The organism is Pseudonocardia hierapolitana (assembly GCF_007994075.1).
GTDB lineage: Bacteria > Actinomycetota > Actinomycetes > Mycobacteriales > Pseudonocardiaceae > Pseudonocardia > Pseudonocardia hierapolitana.
The window spans coordinates 1,678,565-1,699,952 of sequence record NZ_VIWU01000001.1 but is presented as its reverse complement, the minus strand read 5'-3'; the positions used below and the strand labels follow the sequence as shown (position 1 = coordinate 1,699,952).

Genomic DNA, 21,388 nt, shown 5'->3' with positions numbered 1-21,388 from the left:
AGCTCCTCGACGGCGTCCCACGAGCTGAGCAACCCGTGAACGAACGGGCAGAACGACGTGACGTCGGCGTCGGACAGACCCAGACCGCAATGCTCCCCGACGTGGCGAATCGTGTCGGGATCGGGCGGTTGCAAGGGCATGGCGCCCTCCTCCGGGTCGAGACCGCGAAGTTGCTGGACGATGCTATTGAGGCCCATTGATCGATTCAACGGCCTCGGTTGTGCTGTGGACGGCCGGTGTCTACGGTGATGTGTCTCCTCGCCGGGAGGTGCTCGTGATGGTTGCCGTAGGGACGCCGGTCGGCACGATCAACATCGTCGATCCGTCACCGCTGAACTGGTTGTTCATCACCTGGAACACGATGGAGGAGCCGATTCGGATCGACGAGGACGGGCGCACCGTGTTCGCGCTCGCCGAGTCGGCAGACTGGCGTGATGAGAGGACGCTGGAGCTGAAGCTCCGCCGTGGGGTGCGGTTCCAGGACGGTGAGCCGGTCACCGCGCACGCCATCAAGCTCAACTTCGACGAGATGCAGCGCTGGGCGGCGCCGCACCCGCCGGGTACGTGGGTGAACTTCCCGCCGGAGTCGGTCGCGGAGGTCGTGGACGATCACACGATCCGGTTCCACTTCCCGGGCCCTGACGGGCTGGCAGTGGGGAAGATGCGCGGCTTCCACATCGCGTCCACGGCGTTCTGGAAGGGCCCCGATGCCCCCGGGTTCGGCTACAAGAAGTTCGGTTCCGGCGAAGGCCACTGGTGAGTGATCGACGAGCCGGGTCCCTGGGGGACCGGCCCGTTCACCCTGGTCCAGGGTGCATCGTCCATCCTCACCCGCCACGCCGTCATGTCCCCGAACCCGTACACGGCGTCCTGGCTGATCGAGTCCGAGGACCGCTCCGCCGAAGTGGTGCTCGAGGCCAACCTCGATCACTGGAACCGGGCCGAGCGCGGCCCCCGCGTGCAACGCGCGGTGTTCCGCAACGACCTGTCCCCGTCGCAGGCGTTGGAGCTGTGCATCTCCGGTGACGGGGAGGTCGACATCGTCACCGAGGTCAGTCCCGCCGACGCGGAGCGCGTGCGGACCTCGCAGTACGCGCGGCTGATCACCGCCGATGCCAACCGGGTGCTGACCTGCATCATCAACCGGGGTCGCACCGACGTCCCGCTCGACAGCGTCGACGTCCGCAAGGCGCTCAACCTGGCGGTCGACCGCCGGCGGATCGTCGAGGACGGGTTGGCGGGCTACGCCAACGAGATCCCGGCCATGACTCCGTCGTGGTGCTCGGGCTTCCCGGAGGGCGCCACCCCGTACCCGCACGACCCCGACGAGGCGAAGCGGCTGTTCGAGAAGGGCGGGTGGCCCACCGGTCGGCCGATCCGGATCGCGACACCCATGGCGTTCGTCGGGATCGCCCAGCTGATCGGTGATGATCTCCGCAGGTCCCTCGGCGTCGCGGTCGAGGTGATCAGGGTCCCCGAGGAGAACGCGCTCGCCGGATCCCGTGCGCTGGTGGAGAAGAAGCTCGACCTGCCGTGGGACCTGCTGGTGCACGCGTGGTTCGACCTGTCGTCGGAGGCGCCGCCGGCAGCGGTGCACCGGGAGTTCTTCGGCCGCGACGGCGCCTTCCGCGCCGGACCGCCCGACCCCGGGTTCGACGAGCTGTTCGCCCGGATGGCAGTGGAGCTCGACGGTGCGCGGCTCGTGCGGGTCGCCGAGGACATCGACCGGTACTGCTTCGACAATGCGCTCGCGGTGTTCCTGTGTGCGCCGCAGGCGCTGTACGCGGTGAACAACCACGTCAGCTTCGGGCCGTACCGGACGACGTTCGAGATCGCGGAGGTCACGGTCGACGAGGGGCACTGGTCCCGGCAACCAGACATGGCGCAGCCCGCCGGTCCCGGTTCGCCCCCGGCCGACGCGGCGAACTGGGACAAGCCCGGGTTCGCCGGCGCGGCGGGCAACGCCTGCTGACCGCCTGATGCGCTCGCGGCGGGCCCCTGCGCTCGCGCGCGGCCACCTCCATCCCGAACGCCTCGGTCCAGAACCGCACCGAATGCTCCACGGCCACGGCACCGAGCCGCCCGGGACGGTGTGCTGTACGCCCGGTGCCGGGCTCGTGCCGGGCGATCAGGCAACCTCGTCCTTGAGCAGGTCGGCGATGCAGGCGTCGATCTGCTCCCGGTCGGAGTCGGTCATGCAGAACATCGCGAAGTGCGCCCACAGGCTGTCGACCACGCGGAACTCGCTGTTCGGGATGAGCTTCTGCTCGGCCTCGCAGTCGGCGGGCGGGAAGAACATGTCGCGGGAGAACGGCACGACGTAGGTCCTCGCAGTGATCCGGCTGAGCGCGGCGGCGAGATCCCCGCCGGTGTGCCGGCTCACGTCTCCGTGACGCCACTTCCAACCCATCCAGATCAGGTTGTTGGGATCCATCGGGGCGAAGTAGCCTTCCCAGAAGCGGCGCAGGAAGTCCTCGAGGGAGGTGAACCCTGCGCCCCGCCATGCCTCCGCACTGTAGAACTCGGGGCACAGTCCCATCACCGACCAGATCTGCGCATGCCGGCGCAGCCCGACGTGGACCTCGCTCTGATCGCGGTAGAAGCCACCGTTCCAGGCCGGGTCGGACTTGAGGGAGTCCTCGTGGCTGCGGACGAAGATGTAGTCGTGCGGAGTCGTCTTCGCGGTTCCGGCGAAGGGGAGCGCGCGTTTGACCATGTTCGGGTAGCGCACCGCCCACTCGTAGGTCTGCTCGGCACCCATCGACCAGCCGAGCACCAACTCCAAGCGTTCGATCCCGTACTCCTCCGTGACGAGCCGGTGCTGGGCGCGGACGTCGTCGCCGATGCTGACGTTCGGAAAAGCGCCGCCGTTGAATGGTGGCGGCGTGTTGCTGGGCGACGACGAGAAGCCGTTGGCGAACTGCCCGGGCAGGACGATGAAGTACCTGTCCGGGTCGAGTGGCCGGTTGCGGCCGATGAAGATCTCCATCGCCTTGGGCGTGCCCGACCACATGTGCGGGAAGAGGATCGCGTTGTCCTTGGCCCGGTTCAGCTTCCCGTGGGTCTTGTAGCCGATCCGCGCGCCCGGCAGCGTGATCCCGCTCTCCAGCTCGAAGTCGCCCAGTTCGAAGTACTCGTGGGGGCCGTGTCGCTCCTCGGAGTAGTAGTCGCCCATCGTCCCGCTCCTTCCCGTGGCTCTCGAGTCAGGGACGTCGGTCATCGTTCTCGCCGGCCCGGGAAGGTCAATCGGCCAGGCGGCGGAGCGGCCGCCGGCGACAACCGCACCCCCGGCGACGACGGCATCGCCCCGCGATGACGTCCACGAGGACGGCGAGGAAGCGGCCGTCGTCGGGCAGGCCCAGCGCGACAGCACGTGCGCTCGCCTCGGCGGGGACCGGTGTCATGCTCGGCGATGTTCTCGTCGGCATGCCTTTCCCTACTCGATCTCGACGCGGAAGGGCATCGGCTGGGCGCGCGGCAACCACGTCCAACAGCAGGGTTGACAGATGGACGAGCATCGGAGCTCGAGGAGGCGGGCCCCATGTCCGGCACCTTGATCGACCTGCTTCCCGAGCTGACCCGGCGTCGGGCGCTCGTGGGCTGGATGCTGGCCTCGTTCCTGGTCACGTTCCTCGCGACGAGGGCGATCACCCGCGCGATCAGGACGGGTCGCGGGCCGTTCCGGAACGCGAAGTTCGGGGGCGTGCACGTGCACCACCAGGTGTACGGGATCTTCCTGCTCCTCGGCGCCGGAACGGCCGAGTTCACCTACCGGCCCGCAACCCCGTGGTCGGACCTGCTGGCCGTCCTGTTCGGGATGGGCGCCGCGCTCACCCTCGACGAGTTCGCGCTCTGGCTGCACCTCGAGGACGTGTACTGGGAGCGGCAGGGTCGCAGCTCGGTGGACGCCGTGCTCGTCGCGATGATCGTCGGGGTGCTGCTGGTGGTGGGGGTCAACCCGTTCGGGGACGACTCGGGGGGCAGCGCGTCGGTGACGGCGGTCGGAGTCGTCGGGAACCTCGTGTTCGCGCTCGTCGCGATCCTCAAGGGCCGCCCGGTGCTGGGGGTGGTCGGTGTGTTCGTCCCGTTCCTGGCGCTGGTCGCGGCCCTGCGGCTGGCCCGGCCGACGTCACCCTGGGCGCGCAGCCGCTACGACGACCGCCGCATGGCGCGTGCGCGCCGCAGGTTCCCATCCGGCCGGCAGACCCGCTGGGACCGGCTCGTCGACATCTTCGCCGGTACGCCCGCACCCGCGGATCGCGGCCGGACGCCGCTGTAGCCGACACGCGCGTCCCCCCGTCGGTGGACACCGGCTTCAACCTCGGCATGGCCTGCCCGGTGGACGGTGCGCGCGCCGCGTGAGCGGCACCGTAGAGGCATCGGGGAAGCGCCCCGGGAGAAAGCATCCAGGAGATCATCATGAACACCACGACCACCACAGCCACCGACGTCCAGCAGCCCGTCCAGCAGCCCGAGCGGCGCAGCTCCGGCGCCCGCACCGTGGGGATCGCCGTCGGGTGCGCCGTCGTCGGCGCGGCCGTCACCGCGGGCCTCGTGCTGGGTCTCGGCGGCCTGACCGCCGGCGCAGCCCCGTCGAGCCCCTCGTCCGCCGACCAGGGCAGCGGCTACTCCGCCGGGTTCACGCCGAGCAGCGGACACGTCGAGGTCCCGTCCGCGCCCGCGGGTGCTCCCGCTCACCACCACGTGGTCCCGAACCCGCCCGCGCCGCCGAAGCCGCCGGCTCCCTCCGCCGCGGTCTCGACACTGCAACGGGAGCTCGGCCAGCTCAACTACTACGAGGGCCCGGTCAGCGGGGTCATGAACAGCCAGACCACGCAGGCCATCACCTACCTGCAGCGCGACGCCGGCCTGCCGCAGACGGGCACCATGAACGCCGCGACCGAGCAGGCGTTGGTCCAGTTCCTCGCGCACGGCAACAACCAGATGGGGTCCTGACCGGCCATCCCCGACCACTGGCCCGCACCGGAGACGGCGCGGGCCTCGGCCATGCGCTACTCCAGCAGCCCGCGGCGCATCGCCTCGGCCACGGCGGCCGCCCTCTCCGAGACACCGAGCTTCTCGTACAGGCGCTGGGTGTGGGTCTTGACGGTGCTCACCCCGATGAAGAGCTCCGCCGCGACCTGCGGCATCGACAGCCCTCGGGCGAAGCCCTGCAGGACCTGCTTTTCCCGCTCGCTGAGCACCGGCCCCTGCGTCTGCGCGCGCATCCGGATCTCACCCGCGAGCCCCGCGGCCATCTCCGCGGGGACCACCGTGCGGCCCCGCGCGACGTCCAGCACGGCCTCGACGATCTCCGATCGGCGGGCGTCCTTCGACAGGTACCCGGCCGCACCCTCCTGGAGCGCCTGGAACACCACCGGGCCGTCCGTGTGCGCCGACAGCAGCAGGACACGCGTCGGGAGCTGGTCACGGACGGTCGCGCGAACCACGCCCAACCCGTCGACGCCGGGCATCTCGTAGTCGACGAGGGCGACGTCGGGTCGCTCGGTCCGGATCGCTTCGAGGGCCGCCCTGCCGTCCTCGGCCTCGGCGACCACGCGGATCCGGCCGCTCATGGTGAGCCCGCGGGTGACGCCGTCGCGGAAGAACGGGTGGTCGTCGGCGACGACCACCCGCACCGGGGAGTCGGTCGAATCCATCGCGGTCAGGATAGGGACGCGGGACCGGATCCGGTGCCACCATTGGCAGGCCGTGCGCACCCCCGGAGGTCGCCGTGCCCGCATCCAGCGCACCCGAGGTAGCCGCCGTCGTCCTCCAGCACGCCCGTCGCGGGCTGGTGCTGCAGTCGTGGCTGCGGCTGGTGCTGCTGGCCTTCATGGTCCTGACCATCGTCGCCGTCCCACCCGAGCGGTACGCCCTGGCCTGCGCCATCGTCGTCGCGGGATACGCGCTCTCGGTGCTCGCCGTCACGGTCTGGATCCGGAACGGCGCCCCGTCCGCGGTGCGCATGGCGTGGCTGGCCCAGTTCGTCGACCTCGCGGTGCTGGCCGTGCTCACCCTGCTGACCGGGCTCGCGACGCCGCAGAGCTGGACCTCCGACGTGCTCGAGGCCGGGTTCCTTCTCATCCCCGTGATGGCCGCGACACAGCTGCGGCTGCGGGTCTGCACAGCCGTGGTCGTACCGACCGTGCTGGTGTACCTGGCGGCGGGGATCGTGACCCGCGTCGCCAACGAGGAACCGTGGTCGTCGCTGCTGCTGCGCACCCTGGTGCTGGCGGGGGTCGGCCTCGGCTGCGTCGGCCTGTCGCGGATCCAGCGCTCGCGGGTGCGCACGATCGGCGCGCTCGTGCGCGATCGCACCCACCTGCTCGCCGAGCTGACCGACATCGAGCAACGCGAACGCCGGTTTCTCTCCGAACAGCTGCACGACGGCGCGCTGCAGTACGTGCTCGCCGCGCGCCAGGACCTCGACGAGGCCCGCGAGACCGGCGACCAGGCCGCGTTCACCCGCGTCGAGCACGCGCTGACCGAGTCCTCTCAGCTCCTGCGCTCAACCGTGGCCGAACTGCACCCGGCCGTGCTCGACCGGGCCGGGCTGCCGGCCGCCCTGCGCGAGCTCGCCCGCAACGCAGGCGCACGCGGCGGGTTCTCCGTCGACGTCGACGTCCGCAACTGGCCCGACGACGTGCGCACCCCCGCCGACGCCCTGCTCTACCGCACGGCTCGCGAGCTGCTCTCCAACGTCACCAAGCATGCGGCCGCCCGGTCGGTGACGGTCGCACTCGCCCACGTCGGCAGCCGAGCGCGGCTCACCGTGACCGACGACGGCGTCGGCATCCCGGACGGCGCGGTGCAGCGCAGCGCGCAGCTCGGCCACATCGGGCTCACCTCGCACACGCTGCGCGTCGAGGCAGCGGGCGGCACCCTCAGGCTCCTCCCCGGCCCGGTGGCCGGAACCGAGGTGTTCGTCGACGTGCCGTGGCCGGAGGCGTGAGAGCCGGATCAGGAACAGCCGCCGTCGTCCCGGTGGCCGAGGACCGGCCTCGGGTTGCGGCGCGGCCGCATCATCGATGCCGCTGGACTCGTCAGACCTCGGCTACTGCAGCGCCTGGAGCGTCGAGAATCCGTAGCGCCGTGCGGATCTCCCGGCGGGCGTGCGCCACGGCGGTGGCGGCCGGAAGTCGAGCGCCCTCGGCGAGTGCCTGCTCGGTGGGTGCGGTTCCGAGCCGGTCGCGGACGCGCTCGATGGCGTCATGCAGGAGGGCACCGTCCCGCGCGATGCTGACCTGGCGGTCGCGGGCGGCGAGCACCGCCCCGGCGAGCACGGCCCCGGCCCTCGAGGCACCGACGCGCACGAGGAGTACGGCGACGATGAGCAGCACCGACCATTGCGCCGCCTCGTTGCGAAGGTCCTCCCACTCGTCGACGACGCGGCTCGCGTCGGTGAGCGCGACGTCGGCGCGACCGTGGCGGATCGCCAGCCGCAACGTCGAGGTGCGGGCGAGGTTGCCGAACAACCGGTTGTCGACCCGGGCGGCGTGCTCGGCCGCGGCGGCGTAGGCGGCGCGCGCCTGGTCGGTATCAACCTCGGCCTCGCCCGTCACGAAGTGTGCCCAGGCCAGTGTGCTCGGGTTGCCGGCGGCATCGGCGCGCTCGAGCAGGTCGGGCATCCGCGCGGCCGCAGCGGCGAACCGACCGGAGTAGGACAGCGCGAGCGAGATGGAGATCTCGCAGGCCAGCGCGCGGACGGACTCCCCGGCCGCGCGGTGCAGCGCCGCGGCCGCGGAGAACCGGGCGACGGCTTCGTCGGTGCGGCCGTCGAAGTTGGCGAGGTTGGCGCACTGGTTGACGGCACGGGCGACGCTCGGCGCATCGTCGGCGGCAGCGCGGTCGGCGAACGCCTGAGCGGCCGAGAGGCGCCCGGCCGACCAGGCTGCCGCCGCGGCCGCCGCGAGGGCGATCGGCAGCTTCGGATGCTCGACGTCCCATGTGGACACCACAAGACCCCATTCCAGCAGGTCCCGGCGCTGCCGGTGGTAGGCGTAGTCGTAGACGTCGGCGGCCAGCTGCACGGCGAGCGCTCGGTCGTGGTCCACTGCGTGGTTCCACGCGGCGTGCAGGTCGGCGCCGAGCGCCGCAATGGCGGCGACGGCGGCCAGCTCGTCGGAGGTCGAGAGCTGCGGCGCGAGGGAGGCCAGGCGCGCGGCGGTGTCGCCCGCGTGCCGGGCGCGCAGCCGGTGCGCGTCTGCGGGGTCGAGCCGCTCGGCGGCGTACACCCGCAGCGTCTCCAGCAGCCAGAACCGACCCTGTCCGGACTGCACCAGGGACTGCTCGACGAGCCGGGCGAGCAGCTCCGGAACGGATCGGGCCGCGGTTCGCTCGTCGGCGCCGACGGCTTCGGCCTGGACGAGGGTGAAGCTGCCCGGGAAGACGGCGAGCCGGGTGAAGAGTCGTGCCTCGTCCTCGGTGAGCAGGCCGTACGACCAGTCGACGAGGGCGCGGAGCGTGCGGTGGCGCGCCGCGGCCGTGCGGCGTGCCCCGGCCAGCAGCTCGAGCCGCTCGTCGAGGCGGGCGGCGAGCTCGTGCAGGCCGAACGTGGCCGCCCGCGCCGCGCCGAGCTCGATGGCGAGCGGCAGCCCGTCGAGCCGGCGGCACAGCCCGGAGACGACGCGGACGTCGTCGTCGGACAGCGACGCCGCCTCCAACCCAGGGGTGCGGTCGACGAACAGCCGCACCGCCGGGTTGTCCCGGTCGTCGTCCGCGGGGAGCGGCAGCGGGGCCAGGAGGTGCACGTGCTCCGGCGCGACGGCGATCCGTTCGCGGCTGGTGGCGAGGATGGCCAGGTCCGGGGCAGCGTCGGCGAGACGCTCGACCACGGGCGCGAGGGTCTGCAGGAGGTGCTCGGCGTTGTCGAGGCACAGCACGCCGCGGTGTCCGGCGAGAGCCGCGCACAAGGAGCCCGCCGGGTCCGCGGAGCGCGGGACCTCGATCCCGGCGGCCTCGGCCAGTGCGTCGGACACGCGCTGGGGGCTGACCGTGACGAGGTCGGCCCACCACACCTGGCGGTCGACGGCGAGCCGGTGGGCCGCCTCCAAGGCGAGCCGCGTCTTTCCCACGCCACCGGGTCCGACCAGCGTGACGAGCCGCTGCTTCGCCAGGCACCCGACGAGGAGGTGCAGATCGCGTTCGCGGCCCAGCAGCGGGCCCGGCCGCCAGGGCAGGTCGCGGCGCGGTGGTCGCGTCGCTGTGGGTGGTGGTGCCGGCGGGGGCGCCGGCGCGCGGACGGCGCCGCGCAGGAGGGCGCTCTCCAGCTCGCGGAGGCCGGGCGCGGGATCCAGCCCGAGCTCGGCGGCGAGGAGCTCCCGGTGCCGGCGGTATACGTCGAGCGCCTCGGCCGTCCGCCCGCCCGCGTGCAGGGCGCGCATGAGCAGCTCGACCGGCCGCTCGCGCAGCGGCTCCTGCGCCGTCAGGTCCCGGGCCCGGGAGACGGCCCCGGAGTCGCCCCGCCGGAGCAGGAGGGCCACCCGGTCCTCGAGCGCCGCGATTCGCAGCTCCTCGAGTCTCGCCGCGGGCGCGCGGGCGAACCCGTCGGCGAACTCGCCGTAGGCCGGTCCTCGCCACAGCCCGAGTGCCCTGTCCAGCAGCGCCTCGGCCGCCGCCGGGTCCTCGGGTGCGATCCGTCGCGCGGCCCGGTAGTCGGCCTCGAAGCGTTCGGCGTCGACGGCTGCCGGGTCGCGCGCCAGGCGGTAGCCGGCGGGACCGGTGGCCACGACATCGTCCCCCAGCTGCCTGCGCAGGCGGCCGACCACCTGGTGCAGGGCGTTGGACGCGTCCTCCGGCAGCCGCTCGCCCCACAGCGCGGCGATCAGCCGGTGTGCCGGCACGACGGTGCCAGGCTGCAGCAGGAGCGCGGTGAGCAGCGCGCGCGACCGGGCCCCCGTCAACGCGACGGGGCCCGTGTCAGCCTCGACCTCGAGCGGGCCCAGCACCCGGAACAGCATCGGTCACCTCGGCGCAGCGGGCTCGAGTCTGGCACGCCGACGGCGACAGCGCGACGACACCGGATCGACAGGAGCGTGCGCCAACGTGGTCCGCATGTCCGACAACCACTCCTATGACGCGATCGTCGTGGGCGCCCGCTGCGGCGGTGCAGCCACCGCGATGCTGCTGGCCCGCCGGGGCCATCGCGTACTGCTGGTCGACCGGGCCACGTTCCCGAGCGACATGCCCCTGTCCAACCACCTCGTGTGGCCGCCCGGAGTCGCCGCGCTCGAGCGGTGGGGGCTGCGCGACGAGCTCGCCCGCACCGGCTGCCCGGCGCTGACCTCCGGGACGATCGACGTCGGCCCGTTCGCCCTGACCGGCCGCTTCCCGCCCGCCGGCGGCGTCGCGGAGGCCTACGCCCCGCGCCGCAGGATCCTCGACGGCATCCTCGTCGAGGCCGCGACGCGGGCGGGTGCCGAGCTGTGGGAGGGGTGCACGGTCGACGGGCTGCTGCGCACCGGCGACGGGGAGACCGTCCGGGGGATCCGCGGCCGGGTCCGTGGCCGCACCGTCGAGGCGAGGGCCGCGATCGTCATCGGCGCGGACGGCATGCGCTCGACGGTGGCGCGGATGGTCGACGCCCCCACCTACCACGAGCGACCTGCCCGCCAGGGCATCTACTTCACGTACTGGAGCGGCGTGCCCGTCGCCCCCGCCGCCACCCTGTACTCGCGGCCCTACCGGTCGGTCGTCACCGTCCCCACCCACGACGACCTCACCGTCGTGAGCATCAGCCTGCCGGTGGACGCGTTCCGCGCCGCCCGCGCCGACATCGCCGGGCACTACGCCCGGACGCTCGACGAGGTCGCGCCGGACCTGGCCGAACGGGTCCGCGCCGGCCGGCGCGAGGAGCGGTGGATCGGCGCCGCCACCCCCGGGTTCTTCCGCAGGCCCTACGGCCGCGGATGGGCGCTGGTCGGCGACGCCGGCTACGTCAAGGACCCCTGCACCGCGCAGGGGATCACCGACGCGTTCCACCACGCCGAACTGCTCACCGACGCCATCGACACCGGCCTGCGCGACCCGCGGGCGATGCATGCCGCACTGGTCGGATACGAGCAGCGGCGCAACGACGCGGTGATGGCGATGTACGAGTTCACCTGGCAGCGCGCCGCGCTCGAGCCACCCACCCCGCAGATGCAGCAGCTGCTGCTCGCCCTGCGCGACGACCCGGCACGGACCGAGCTCTTCTTCGGCGTCTTCACCGGATCCGTCGCCGTAGCCGACTTCTTCGCCGCCCCTGCCCAGCAGCCGGCGGCCTGACCCCAGATTCCCACTCCCGGAAGGACTGGAGCATGTCCACGTTCCTCGGCTCCCGTGGCCGCGTCTTCCACGACCGGTGGCTGCCGGACGGCCCCGCCCGCACCACCGTCGTCCTGATCCACGGCTACGGCGAGCACCTCGGGCTCTACGACGCGCTCGCCCGCCGCCTCGCCGCGGACGGCCACGCCGTGCACGCGTTCGACGTGGTCGGCCACGGCCGCAGCGACGGCGCCCGCGCCGTGATCGAGTCGTGGGACCACCTCGTCGACGACGCCCGGCACCTCGCCGCGCTGGCCCGCGAGCAGCATCCCGGGACGCCGCTGGTGGTGATCGGACACTCCGGCGGCGCGGTCGCAGCGACGCTGCTCGCGCTCCGCTCCGCCGAACTCGCGGACGCGCTGGTGCTGTCCGGCGCCCCGGTGAGCCCGCTGGAGTGGGTCGACGCCGAGCTGGCTCTCGGCCGCGACGAGACCGAGTCGGGGGAGCCGCCGGAGTTCCTGAGCACGCACCCGGACTACGTGCACGCCCTGCTGCACGACCCGCTGACCTGGAAGGGCGGCTTCCGCCGCGAGATGCTGCTGGCGTTGCGGGCCACGTGGCCGGAGATCGACGCCGGGCTCGCAGCCGGCCGGCCCGACGTGCCGGTCCTGCTCGTCCACGGCGAGGCCGATCCCATCGTCCCCGTCGCCGACGCCCACGCCGTCGCCCGCCGGCTCCCGCGCGCGACCGTGCGGACCTTCCCCGGCGACCTGCACGACGTTCTCAACGAGCACGACCGGGACGTCGTGCACGACGTCGTCGCCGCGTTCCTCGACACCGCCGTCGCCCCCCGAGCGGTCGCCCGCTGATTCCGATCCCCGGCGCAGTCGCAGGCCGGTGCCCATCGGGTCGTTGCCGAGGCCCTCCTGGAACATCTGCGCCAGCATGAACAGCGCGCCGATCAGCGCGAAGTGCTGGAAGAAGGCCGAGACGTTGGCGATGGTGAAGCCGCGGCTGCGGAAGTGGGCCATCGGCAGCATCGCATGCGGCACGCGCTTCTCCCAGAGCACGAACGCCACCAGCAGGAGAAGGCCGCCGACGATCGGCGCTGATGGCAGGAGAAGACGACGTGGACGCCGCCGTCGCCGCCGGGCGGGTACGCCTGCAAGGAGACACCGATGCGGGCCGGGCCCTACTCGCGGCCGTGTGGCGCAGTGACATCTCCGCCGCCTGACGAATTCCCGACGATCTCCATCCCCGGCTCCGACACGAGTCAGGTGACGAGCCCTCGGCGGTAGGCGTAGACGACCGCCTGCACCCGGTCGCGCAGGTCGAGCTTGGTGAGGATGCGCGAGACGTATGTCTTGACCGTCTCCTGGCTGATCACGAGCGTCGCGGCGATCTCGCTGTTGGAGCGCCCGTCCGCGATGAGGCGCAGCACCTCCAGCTCGCGCGGGGTGAGCGGAACGTCGTCCGGCGCGCTCTCCTGCGGCCGGATCCGAGCGGCGTAGCGGCCGACGAGCTGCCGGGTCACCTCGGGGGCCAGCAACGCGGCGCCCGAGGCGACGGTGCGGATTCCGTGCAGCAGCTGCGCCGGTGGGGCGTCCTTCAGGAGGAAGCCGCTCGCCCCGGCGCGCAGCGCCTCGTACACGTACTCGTCCAGGTTGAACGTCGTCACCACGAGCACCTTCACCGGACTCGCCACGCCGGCGCCGGCGAGCAGGCGGGTCGCCTCGATCCCGTCGAGGACCGGCATCCGCACGTCCATCACCACGACGTCGGGGTGCAGCCGGCCGGCGAGCTCGACCGCGGCGCGGCCGTCGCCGCACTCGCCGACCACCTCGAGATCGGGCTGCGCGTCGATGATGGTCGCGAACCCGGTGCGGATCAGCGCCTGGTCGTCGCAGACCAGGACGCGCACCGGTGCGGTCACGAAGTGCTCTGCACGGGGATGCGCGCCCGCACCACGAACCCGCCGCCGTCGCGGTGGCCTGCGCTGAACTCGCCACCGAGCACCCCGACCCGTTCGCGGAGTCCGGCGAGGCCGCGCCCGCTCCCGCCCGGCGACGCGACCGCCGATCCCGTGCCGTCGGTCCCGATCTCGACCGCGATCTCCCCCTCGCCGTGCCGCACGTCGACGGTGGTGCTGCTGCCGTGGGCGTGCTTGAGGGCGTTGGTCAGCGACTCCTGCACCACCCGGTAGACGATCATCTCGGCGCTGCCGATACCCGCAGGCGGGCGCCCCTCCTCGGTGAACTCGACGGGCTGACCGGCCCGGCGGGTCTGCTCCACGAGGTCGTGCAGCTCGCCGACGGTCGGCGTGCGCGCCCGCGGGCCTTGGTCGGGGTCGAGCAGGTCGAGCAGGTGCCGCAGATCGGAGATGGCCTTCCGGCCGGTCTCGGTGACGATCGTCAGGGTCTGGTCGAGGCGGTCGGGCTGGGCGGTGAGGTAGCGCGCCGCCTCGGCCTGCACCACCATCGCAGTCACGTGATGGGTCACGACGTCGTGCAGCTCGCCGGCGATGCGGGTGCGCTCGGTGGCGCGGGCGGCGTCGGCGACGTGGAGCCGGCGCTCGACCTCGGCGACCCGCGACTGCCGCAGCCACACCCCGGCGCCCCAGGCGAGGGCCAGTGCCAGGTAGAAGGTGACGTAGCCGAGTACGCCCTCGGGTGCGCCACGCAGGGTCAGCGCGATCACCATCAGCACGTACGCGGCGGACGCCAGGACCGCGGTGGTGCGGCGATGGTGCTCCAGGTGCGCTGCCGTGCTCAGCAGCGCGATGGGCAGCGCGGTCCCGGCGACCGTGTGGTAGCCGAGGACCTGGTCGGCCGCGAAGCCGAGGAACACCAGCGCGAGGCTGAGGGCCGGCCAGCGGCGGCGCACCACCAGCGGGAGGCACTCGAGGGCGACCACCGCGACGGTCAGCAGGTCCATCGGGCGCGTCGGCAGGCCGCCGATCTGCGTGCCGTTGCTGTTGACTTCCGGCACCAGCGCCGCGGCGGCGAGCAGCAGCGCGAGCGGCGCGTCCCGCAGCGGGACGGGCAACCGCCGCCACCGCTGCGCGAGGTGCCCGGTGTCGATCACGGGGCGAGCGTAGTGCGCGGAGCGGTGCGGGCCTCGCGGCGAGACACGATGCGGCCGCGGCGGTGGGCCAGCCACAGGAACACGACGGTGAGGACGGTGGCGAACAGGACGGCGTAGACGCTGCCTTCGGGTCCGAACTCGCCACCGGTGAGTGCCGTTGGCCCGTTCATGACGGCGTGCAGCAGGCCGTCGGGGGTGTCGTTGCCGGACACCTCGGTGCTGAAGATGGCGCCTGCCGCGCAGTTCCAGCCGAAGTGCAGGCCGATGGGGAACCACAGCGTGCGGGTGGCGGCGTACGCGGCGGCGAGCATCGCGCCGGCCTCGACGGCGATGGCGAGCGCGCCCCAGACGGTGGCGTGCGGGTTGAACAGGTGGGACAGGCCGAACAGTGCAGCGGTGAGGACGAGCGCGGTCCAGGTGCCCGTCCACTGCTCGATGATGCGGAACAGGATGCCGCGGAAGATCAGCTCCTCGGTGACAGCGGCAGCGGCCATGAACCCGACCAGCGCGATGGCGCCGGCCGGGGATCCCCAGCCGAGGACCCGGTAGCCGTCGAGGAAGGCGATGTTGAGGATGACCGAGGCGAACAAGCCGACGCCGATCAGGGTGCCGCGGGCGAGTGCGGAAACGGCGCCGGTGCGGGACAGCTCGTCGGTTGCGCGGTGCTCGGTGCGACGCACGACCCACCTGTAGCCCAGCAGCGCCGCTGCGGCGGTGACGAGGCCGACGATCAGGGTGAGTGGCGGGTTTGACGCCACGGCGCTGACGAGGGTGCTGCCGGCGAGGGCGATTGCCGCGACGACGGCGAGCTGGATGACCAGTCGCATGGGGGTCCTTGTCCGAGGGCCGCGACCGGGGCGCGCGGCGTGGTCAGGACGGTATGGCTCCGCGGGCGCATGATCGTCACCATGGAGGGGGTACTTCTGGGTAGCTCGCACGGGGGACAACCAGCCGGAAGCGTCGTGCCGGGGACGGGAAGGCTCCCGTCCCCGGCACGAGGTGGATGATCAGGCGCTCACGGTGGCCGCGCCATCGGGCTCGTTCGCCGGTACGGAGGCCGGCGGCACGTGTCGCAGCAGGGTGACCGCGAGCAGGGCCGCGCCTGCGACCAGCACCGCCGCCACCACCCCGGCGACGTTGAGCCCGCTGGTGAACGCCTCCCGCGCCGTTGCCACCAACGACTGCGCCGCGTCGCCGGACATCGTCGAAGCCTCGTTCAGCGCGCCCGACAGCGAGTCCGCGGCCTGGGCGGGCAGGCCGGACGGCACCGTGGCGTGGTAGACGGCCGTGCCGATGCTGCCCATCACGGCGATGCCGAGCGAGACGCCCAGGTCGATGGACGTGGAGCTGACCGCCGACGCGGCGCCCTGCTTCTCCGGCGGCGTGGCCGACATCACCAGCTCGGTGGTCAACGCCATCGTCGGCGCGATGCCCGGGTAGAGCAGGTAGAACCCGGTGATCAGCAGCGGGAGCCCGGCCACGCTGTCGACCTGCGTCAGAAGGACGTACCCGGCCATCGAGAACAGCGCACCGACCGCCACCACGTACGCTGGCCGCACCTTGCGCGCCACGATCGGCGACACCGTCGACACCACCACCAGCATCAGCGCCGCGGGCAGGATCCACAGTCCGGCCGCCAGCGGCGACAGCCCGGCCACCTGCTGGAGGTACTGGGTGAACAGCAGGTAGATGCCGCCGAGTGCGATGGCGGACAGCAGCCACACGCCCAACGCGCCGCTGAACGAGCGGTTCCGGAACAGCCGCACGTCGAGCAGAGGGGTGTCCAGGCCGAGCTGCCGGCGGACGAACACGACCCCGAACGCGATCCCGACCAGCGTCGTCACCACCGCCGTCACGGTCAGCCCCGACTTGGCGTAGTCCTTGATCCCATAGACGAACGGCAGCAGCGCGGCCATGGACAGCAGCACGCTCAGCACGTCCGGCATCCGCTGCCCGGCAGCGTCCGGCGCCTTGTACTCCGCCACCAGCAGCGGCGCCAGGATCACGACCAGCGCCATCACCGGCACGCCGATCAGCAGCGCAGCGCCCCACCAGAACGACTCCAGAAGCAGCCCGCCGAGCAGCGGGCCGATCGCGACGCCGACCGACACCGATGCTGCCCACATCCCGACCGCCGTCGCCCGCTGCCGCGGGTCCTTGAACATGTTGGGGACCAGCGACAACGTCGACGGCATCACGGCCGCCGCGCCGACACCCATCAACGCGCGCGCCGCGATCAGCACCCCGATGCTCGGCGCGAACGCGGCCACCACCGAGCCCACGCCGAACACGACCGCGCCGAGCAGCAGCACCCGCCGGCGGCCGACCCGGTCCCCGATGGTGCCCATGGCCACCAGGAGCCCGGCCATCGCGAACCCGTACACGTCGTTGACCCACAGCAGCTGGTCACTGCTCGGCCGCAGGTCGGCGGCGATGTGCGGAGTGGCCAGGAACAGAACGGTCTGGGCGACGAACAGCAGCGCGGTCGGCAGCAGCAGCACCGTGAGGCCGAGCCATTCCCTGGTCCCGGCCCGGTCACCGACTTCGACAGACATCGTGATTCTTTCCCTCGCTCGAACCGTTCGGGCGGTTGGTCCGCCCGTTCGGAACCCACGGTGGCCGGTGCGGCTCCAGGAATCGTTCGGACCGACTTCGGGTCGCATTCGGGTACGGTCCGATCGTGCGTTTCGGGGTGCTCGGCCCGCTCGCGGTGTGGACGGCCGATGGCCGCCCGGTCCGCGTTCCCGAGCTGAAGGTCAGGTCGCTGCTCGCCCAGCTGGCGGTCGACGCGGGCCGCGTGGTGCCAGCCGACCAGCTGATCGACCGCCTGTGGGGCGACCGGCTGCCCGCGAACCCCGCGGCCGCACTGCAGACCAGGGTGTCCCAGCTCCGCGCCGCGCTGGACGACGCAGAGCCCGGCGCGCGGCAGCTCGTCGTCTCCCGCCCGCCCGGCTACCTGCTCGACGTCGCACCGGACGCGGTGGACGCCGGGCGGTTCGAAGCGCTACTCGCCGAAGCTGCCACGATCGGTGACCCGCGGGCGCGGGTCCCGGTGCTGGACGACGCTCTGGCGTTGTGGCGGGGTGCTGTGCTGGCCGACTTCGTCGACGAGGCATTCGCGCGGGAGGTCACGGCCCGGCTGGTCGAGCTGCGCCTCACCGCGTGGGAGCAGCGGGCCGAGGCACGCCTCGAGTTCGGAGATCCGGGCGTGCTGGCCGACGAGCTCGGCGACCTGGTGGCCCGCCACCCGCTGCGCGAGCGCCTCCGGGCCGCCCACCTGCGTGCGCTCTACCGAGCCGGGCGGCAGGGCGAGGCGCTGGCGGGCTACCGCGACGTGCGGGCCAGGCTGAGCGCGGAGCTCGGCGTCGAACCGGGCCCGCGCCTGGCCGCGCTGCACCGCGCGATCCTGGAGCAGGATCCGTCGCTCGGTGGCTCGGTGGAGCCGCCCACGAACCTGCCGCACCTGCTCGGCGACCTGGTCGGCCGGGAGGCGGACCTCGGCGAGGTGCGGTTGCTGCTCGCGGCGGACAGGCTGGTCACCCTCACCGGCCCGGGTGGCGTCGGCAAGACCCGCCTGGCACTGGCCGTGGCCCGGGAGCTGGTCACCGGGTTCCCGGACGGCACGTGGCTGGTCGAGCTGGCCGCGCTGCCGGCGGGCGCGTCGCCGGACGAGGTGGCCGCGCTGGTGGCGGCGAGCGTGGGCATCCGCGACTGCGTGGTGACGGACCTGGCCGGCACGCTCGCCGAGGCGTTGCGAGCCAAGCGGATGTTGCTCCTGCTCGACAACTGCGAGCACGTCGCACCGGCCGCGGCGGAGCTGGCCGCGGGGCTGCTGCGCGCCGCGCCCGGGCTGCGGGTGCTGGCCACCAGCCAACGCCCATTGGCCGTGGCCGGTGAGCTGCTGTGGACCGTGCCGACGTTGGCCGAGCCCAGCGCCGTCGAGCTGTTCGCGGCCCGAGCGGCGGCGAGCGCGCCCGGCTTCGCCCTCGACGCGGACAACGCCGACGCCGTCGCGGCGATCTGCCGCAGGCTGGACGGCATCCCACTGGCCCTGGAACTCGCCGCCACCAGGGTCCGCGCATGGGGCGTCCACGAGGTACTGGCGCGGCTGGACGACCGGTTCCGCGCGCTGACCGCGGGGCACAGCGACACGCCCGCCCGGCAGCGGACCCTGCGGGCGATGCTCGACTGGAGCTGGGAGCTGCTGACCGAGGCCGAGCGGACCGTGCTGCGCCGCCTGTCCGTGCACGTGGACGGGTGGACGTTGAGCGCGGCGGAGGCCGTGTCCGGCGGCGCCGGCCTCGACGTGCCGGACCTGCTGGCACGCCTGGTCGACCGCTCGCTGGTCACCGCCACCACCGCCGATCCGCCCCGATATCGGCTCTTGGAGTCGGTCGCCGAGTACGCCTCGGCGAAGCTGCACGAGGCGGGCGAGGTCGCCGAGGTCGAGCGGCGGCACCGGGACCACTACGCGCGGCTCGCCGCCACCGCCGACCCGCACCTGCGCGGACCCCGGCAGCGGCAGTGGCTGCGCCTGCTCGACGCCGAGGCCGCCAACCTGCGTGCCGCGATCGACCACGCGGCCCGCGACGGCGAGGCGTTGCCGCTGGTCGAGTCGTTGGCCTGGTACTGGGTGCTGCGCGGTCGGCTCGGCGAGGGGCGGCGGGCGCTGACCGCGGCGCTGGCCGCCGGCGGTCCCGACGGCGTGGCGGGCACGGTCCGGGTGTGGCACACCGCGTTCAACCTGCGCATGGGCGTCGGGTCCGCAATGGTGCCGCTGCTCGAGACCCGGCCGACCGACGCGGAGGCCGCGGCCCGGCGGGCGCGGGCCGAGTGGTTCCTCGGGTTCACCGGCCTGGGCATCGGCGAGCTGAGCATCGGCCACGACCTCGTCGCCGGGGCATTGGCGGTGTTCGAGGACCAGGGCGACCGGTGGGGCACGGCCGCCGCCCACGGCACTCTCGCGCGGTATGCGTTGGCGCGCAGCGACCTGCCCGCGATGGCCCGGCACGGCGAGCGCGGCATGGCCCTGTTCACCGAGGTGGGCGACCGGTGGGGGCAGTTGCACGCGACGTTCGGCCTCGGCACGCACGCCGAGGTCGTCGGCGACTACGACCGCGCGGCCGAGCTGCACCGCGACGGCCTGCGGATCGCCGAAGAGCTGGGCCTGAGCAGCGAGGTGTCGGACAAGCTGTCAGCGTTCGGCCGGATCGCGTTGCTGACCGGCGACTTCGAGCAGGCCGACGAGCTGCACGAAAGCGCCCGCGTGCAGGCCGTGGCGCAGGGCTACACGATCGGCGAGGAGTTCGCCGAGCTGGGCTTGGCGCTGAGCGCGCGGCGGCAGGGACGATTCGACGAGGCCGAGGCGTGGTTGCGCAAGTGGCTGGCCTACGACCGGCGGCTGGAGTCGGACATGGCGATCGCCCTCATCCTCGCCGAGCTGGGCTTCATCGCCGAACAACGCGGTGACGCCGATGCCGCCTGCGCCCTGCACCTGGAAGGGCTGGCGGCGGCGCGCAAGGCGGCCGACCCGCGTGCGGTGGCGCTGGCGCTGGAAGGGCTCGCCGGCGTGGAAGCGCTCTGCGGCGACCACGAGCGGGCGGCGCGGCTGCTCGGGGCGGCCGCCGCGCTGCGGGCAGAGGTCGGTGCGCCGTTGCCGGCCGGTGAACGGGGCGACGTCGACCGGATCACCGCGACGTGCCGTGCGGCGGTGGGGGACGACGCGTTCGCTTCGGCGTTCGACCACGGCCGGGTGCACGGCGAGCCAGAAGCGGGCCTCCTCGTCGCCCGCGCGACGGAATGACTGCCGGGCAGCGGCGGCGCCCGGGCATCGCACAGGCGTGCCGGCTGCTCCGAGGAGAGGGTGGGCACGGCCGCAACGATCGGCCGTGCCGTTCGCTCAGGCCGCGGGCGGGACGTAAGGGAAGACACCCGTCGGCTTACTCGTGACCGACTCCTTGCCGATGCCGAGGGAGATCGGGGTGTTCGCCGCGAGGGAGAACATGACGTCCGGCGCGTTGTCGGTCAGCGAGCGGCCGATCCAGCCGCTGAAGCCGAAGGTGGCGGCGGTGCCGACGGTGTAGGGCAGGACGTTCGGGAGCATGCGAGCGACGAGCCCCTCCGCGTATGCCGTTGGGTCCTCGGCGGTTCCGTAGGCGCCGACGATGCCGGCGATCTCTTTGGTCAGCAGGTCCCCGTATGTCGCGAGGTCCTCGCTCGGCGCGCCGGCGTTGAGGCGGTCCCCGAGATCCTCGTCGTACTGGGTGAACAGCGGGTGGATCATCGGCAGCCCGACGCGGTTGATCGAGCGCCACCCGCCTGCGTCCGTGGCCAGGGAGGCGACCGCCCACACGCCGATCCGCCCGTCGGCGGCCGACGACACCAGGGCGGCGTCCGGGACCTCGAGCACGATGGAGTGCACGGTCTGTCCGGCGAACAGATTGCTCGCCTCGGCGGGCGTCCAGCCGGTGAGGTCGACCGTCGTGCCGTCCTGCACCGCGTGTCCGACCGCGTGCAGCACGGTCGGCTCGATCCAGAAGGGATCCCCTGCTCGACCTGCCCAGATGCGGGCACCGCCCTCCGCGGTGAGGGTCTGCTCGGTGCGGCCCTGCGCGACGACGGTCCCGACGGCCGACGGGTCCGTTGCCTCGACGCCGGTGAGGCGTCGGACCTCATAACCCTGGCGACCTTCCGGATCCCGGGCGTCGAACGTGAAGCGGTAGGTCAGGTCCTCGACGACATCCCCGTCCAAGTCGATCTTGAATTCGTACCTTCCCTCGGGGTGGTAGCCGGGGACGGCCGCCTTGCCCAGGGAATGACAGACGTTGATCACGAATACGGTGCCGCTCTCGCCGCCGAAGACGTAGAGATCGGTGATGTCGAGCCGGATGTCCTGCCGCGCGAGCGGCGAGTCGAGATGGTGGGACACGGGAGAACCTGCCGTTCCGTCCGTAGGGTCAGTGTGGCCAACAGACGTGCTGGTCGGAGCCACGGAGCACGTCTGTCGTGCGCGCCGCGGTTGTCGAGGCTAAGCAGCGCCGGCCGCGCGATCCGCCGA

The 21,388-nt window shown here is 72.9% G+C and carries 17 protein-coding genes; 9 read left to right on the top strand and 8 right to left on the bottom strand.

Going from position 1 to position 21,388, the window contains the following annotated elements:
* The first annotated feature begins 277 nt into the window (after positions 1 to 277).
* Together FHX44_RS08000 and FHX44_RS07995 are read left to right on the top strand one after the other, a co-directional pair.
* Complete coding sequence (locus tag FHX44_RS08000; protein WP_147254894.1) at positions 278 to 760, top strand: ABC transporter substrate-binding protein; 483 nt, start codon at positions 278 to 280, stop codon at positions 758 to 760.
* Positions 761 to 1,972: an ABC transporter substrate-binding protein gene (locus FHX44_RS07995; protein ID WP_147254893.1), complete on the top strand. Its 1,212-nt coding sequence runs from the start codon at positions 761 to 763 to the stop codon at positions 1,970 to 1,972.
* A gap of 156 nt (positions 1,973 to 2,128) precedes the next feature.
* Here the strand turns inward: FHX44_RS07995 and FHX44_RS07990 are convergent, their stop codons facing one another.
* Positions 2,129 to 3,175, bottom strand: coding sequence for an alpha/beta fold hydrolase (locus tag FHX44_RS07990; protein WP_147254892.1), 1,047 nt, complete (start codon positions 3,173 to 3,175; stop codon positions 2,129 to 2,131).
* 366 nt (positions 3,176 to 3,541) lie between these two features.
* On the opposite strand from FHX44_RS07990, the gene FHX44_RS07985 reads away from it, so the two are divergent.
* Both FHX44_RS07985 and FHX44_RS07980 read left to right on the top strand, forming a co-directional pair.
* Positions 3,542 to 4,279 (top strand): hypothetical protein, encoded by a 738-nt coding sequence (locus FHX44_RS07985; RefSeq protein WP_147254891.1) that lies wholly within the window; start codon positions 3,542 to 3,544, stop codon positions 4,277 to 4,279.
* A 140-nt stretch (positions 4,280 to 4,419) separates the two neighbouring features.
* Positions 4,420 to 4,956: a peptidoglycan-binding domain-containing protein gene (locus FHX44_RS07980; protein WP_147254890.1), complete on the top strand. Its 537-nt coding sequence runs from the start codon at positions 4,420 to 4,422 to the stop codon at positions 4,954 to 4,956.
* 56 nt (positions 4,957 to 5,012) lie between these two features.
* Here the strand turns inward: FHX44_RS07980 and FHX44_RS07975 are convergent, their stop codons facing one another.
* On the bottom strand, positions 5,013 to 5,660 hold the full coding sequence (locus FHX44_RS07975) for a response regulator transcription factor (protein ID WP_147254889.1): 648 nt from the start codon (positions 5,658 to 5,660) through the stop codon (positions 5,013 to 5,015).
* 74 nt (positions 5,661 to 5,734) lie between these two features.
* On the opposite strand from FHX44_RS07975, the gene FHX44_RS07970 reads away from it, so the two are divergent.
* Positions 5,735 to 6,955, top strand: coding sequence for a sensor histidine kinase (locus FHX44_RS07970; protein WP_170308827.1), 1,221 nt, complete (start codon positions 5,735 to 5,737; stop codon positions 6,953 to 6,955).
* A 91-nt stretch (positions 6,956 to 7,046) separates the two neighbouring features.
* Here FHX44_RS07970 and FHX44_RS07965 read toward each other — a convergent pair whose 3' ends face one another.
* A complete protein-coding gene (locus FHX44_RS07965; protein ID WP_147254888.1) occupies positions 7,047 to 9,962 on the bottom strand; it encodes an ATP-binding protein in 2,916 nt (971 codons plus the stop codon).
* Positions 9,963 to 10,056: 94 nt separating this feature from the next.
* Here FHX44_RS07965 and FHX44_RS07960 point away from each other — a divergent pair, with 94 nt between their 5' ends.
* From FHX44_RS07960 to FHX44_RS43795, 3 genes are all read left to right on the top strand, one after another.
* Complete coding sequence (locus FHX44_RS07960; protein WP_212612377.1) at positions 10,057 to 11,268, top strand: NAD(P)/FAD-dependent oxidoreductase; 1,212 nt, start codon at positions 10,057 to 10,059, stop codon at positions 11,266 to 11,268.
* A 32-nt stretch (positions 11,269 to 11,300) separates the two neighbouring features.
* Positions 11,301 to 12,116, top strand: a complete 816-nt coding sequence (locus tag FHX44_RS07955; protein ID WP_147254886.1) for an alpha/beta fold hydrolase — start codon at positions 11,301 to 11,303, stop codon at positions 12,114 to 12,116.
* 242 nt (positions 12,117 to 12,358) lie between these two features.
* A complete protein-coding gene (locus tag FHX44_RS43795) occupies positions 12,359 to 12,481 on the top strand; it encodes a hypothetical protein (RefSeq protein ID WP_281287879.1) in 123 nt (40 codons plus the stop codon).
* Positions 12,482 to 12,520: 39 nt separating this feature from the next.
* On the opposite strand, the gene FHX44_RS07950 is transcribed toward FHX44_RS43795, so the two are convergent.
* From FHX44_RS07950 to FHX44_RS07935, 4 genes are all read right to left on the bottom strand, one after another.
* Entirely contained in the window at positions 12,521 to 13,180 is a 660-nt protein-coding gene (locus tag FHX44_RS07950; RefSeq protein ID WP_147254885.1) for a response regulator, read from the bottom strand.
* Positions 13,177 to 14,331, bottom strand: a complete 1,155-nt coding sequence (locus FHX44_RS07945; protein ID WP_147254884.1) for a sensor histidine kinase — start codon at positions 14,329 to 14,331, stop codon at positions 13,177 to 13,179. Before FHX44_RS07945 ends, FHX44_RS07950 begins: the two co-directional genes overlap by 4 nt.
* Positions 14,328 to 15,158 carry a CPBP family intramembrane glutamic endopeptidase gene (locus FHX44_RS07940; protein ID WP_147254883.1) on the bottom strand — a complete coding sequence of 277 codons (831 nt, stop codon included), beginning with the start codon at positions 15,156 to 15,158 and terminating at the stop codon, positions 14,328 to 14,330. Before FHX44_RS07940 ends, FHX44_RS07945 begins: the two co-directional genes overlap by 4 nt.
* A 180-nt stretch (positions 15,159 to 15,338) precedes the next feature.
* Positions 15,339 to 16,886, bottom strand: a complete 1,548-nt coding sequence (locus FHX44_RS07935; protein WP_147254882.1) for an MFS transporter — start codon at positions 16,884 to 16,886, stop codon at positions 15,339 to 15,341.
* Between the two features lie 125 nt (positions 16,887 to 17,011).
* Here FHX44_RS07935 and FHX44_RS07930 point away from each other — a divergent pair, with 125 nt between their 5' ends.
* Complete coding sequence (locus tag FHX44_RS07930) at positions 17,012 to 20,134, top strand: AfsR/SARP family transcriptional regulator (RefSeq protein ID WP_147254881.1); 3,123 nt, start codon at positions 17,012 to 17,014, stop codon at positions 20,132 to 20,134.
* A 96-nt stretch (positions 20,135 to 20,230) separates the two neighbouring features.
* On the opposite strand, the gene FHX44_RS07925 is transcribed toward FHX44_RS07930, so the two are convergent.
* Positions 20,231 to 21,259, bottom strand: a complete 1,029-nt coding sequence (locus FHX44_RS07925; protein ID WP_147254880.1) for a DUF4331 family protein — start codon at positions 21,257 to 21,259, stop codon at positions 20,231 to 20,233.
* Positions 21,260 to 21,388 lie beyond the last annotated feature (129 nt).

Bases quoted from the DNA above. Each gene is read 5' to 3' on its own strand.
- FHX44_RS07940 (WP_147254883.1), bottom strand. From the start codon at position 15,158: ATGCGACTGGTCATCCAGCTCGCCGTCGTCGCGGCAATCGCCCTCGCC.
- FHX44_RS07960 (WP_212612377.1), top strand. From the start codon at position 10,057: ATGTCCGACAACCACTCCTATGACGCGATCGTCGTGGGCGCCCGCTGC.
- FHX44_RS08000 (WP_147254894.1), top strand. From the start codon at position 278: ATGGTTGCCGTAGGGACGCCGGTCGGCACGATCAACATCGTCGATCCG.
- FHX44_RS07955 (WP_147254886.1), top strand. From the start codon at position 11,301: ATGTCCACGTTCCTCGGCTCCCGTGGCCGCGTCTTCCACGACCGGTGG.
- FHX44_RS07980 (WP_147254890.1), top strand. From the start codon at position 4,420: ATGAACACCACGACCACCACAGCCACCGACGTCCAGCAGCCCGTCCAG.
- FHX44_RS07985 (WP_147254891.1), top strand. From the start codon at position 3,542: ATGTCCGGCACCTTGATCGACCTGCTTCCCGAGCTGACCCGGCGTCGG.
- FHX44_RS07965 (WP_147254888.1), bottom strand. From the start codon at position 9,962: ATGCTGTTCCGGGTGCTGGGCCCGCTCGAGGTCGAGGCTGACACGGGC.
- FHX44_RS07990 (WP_147254892.1), bottom strand. From the start codon at position 3,175: ATGGGCGACTACTACTCCGAGGAGCGACACGGCCCCCACGAGTACTTC.
- FHX44_RS07935 (WP_147254882.1), bottom strand. From the start codon at position 16,886: ATGTCTGTCGAAGTCGGTGACCGGGCCGGGACCAGGGAATGGCTCGGC.
- FHX44_RS07975 (WP_147254889.1), bottom strand. From the start codon at position 5,660: ATGGATTCGACCGACTCCCCGGTGCGGGTGGTCGTCGCCGACGACCAC.
- FHX44_RS43795 (WP_281287879.1), top strand. From the start codon at position 12,359: ATGGCAGGAGAAGACGACGTGGACGCCGCCGTCGCCGCCGGGCGGGTA.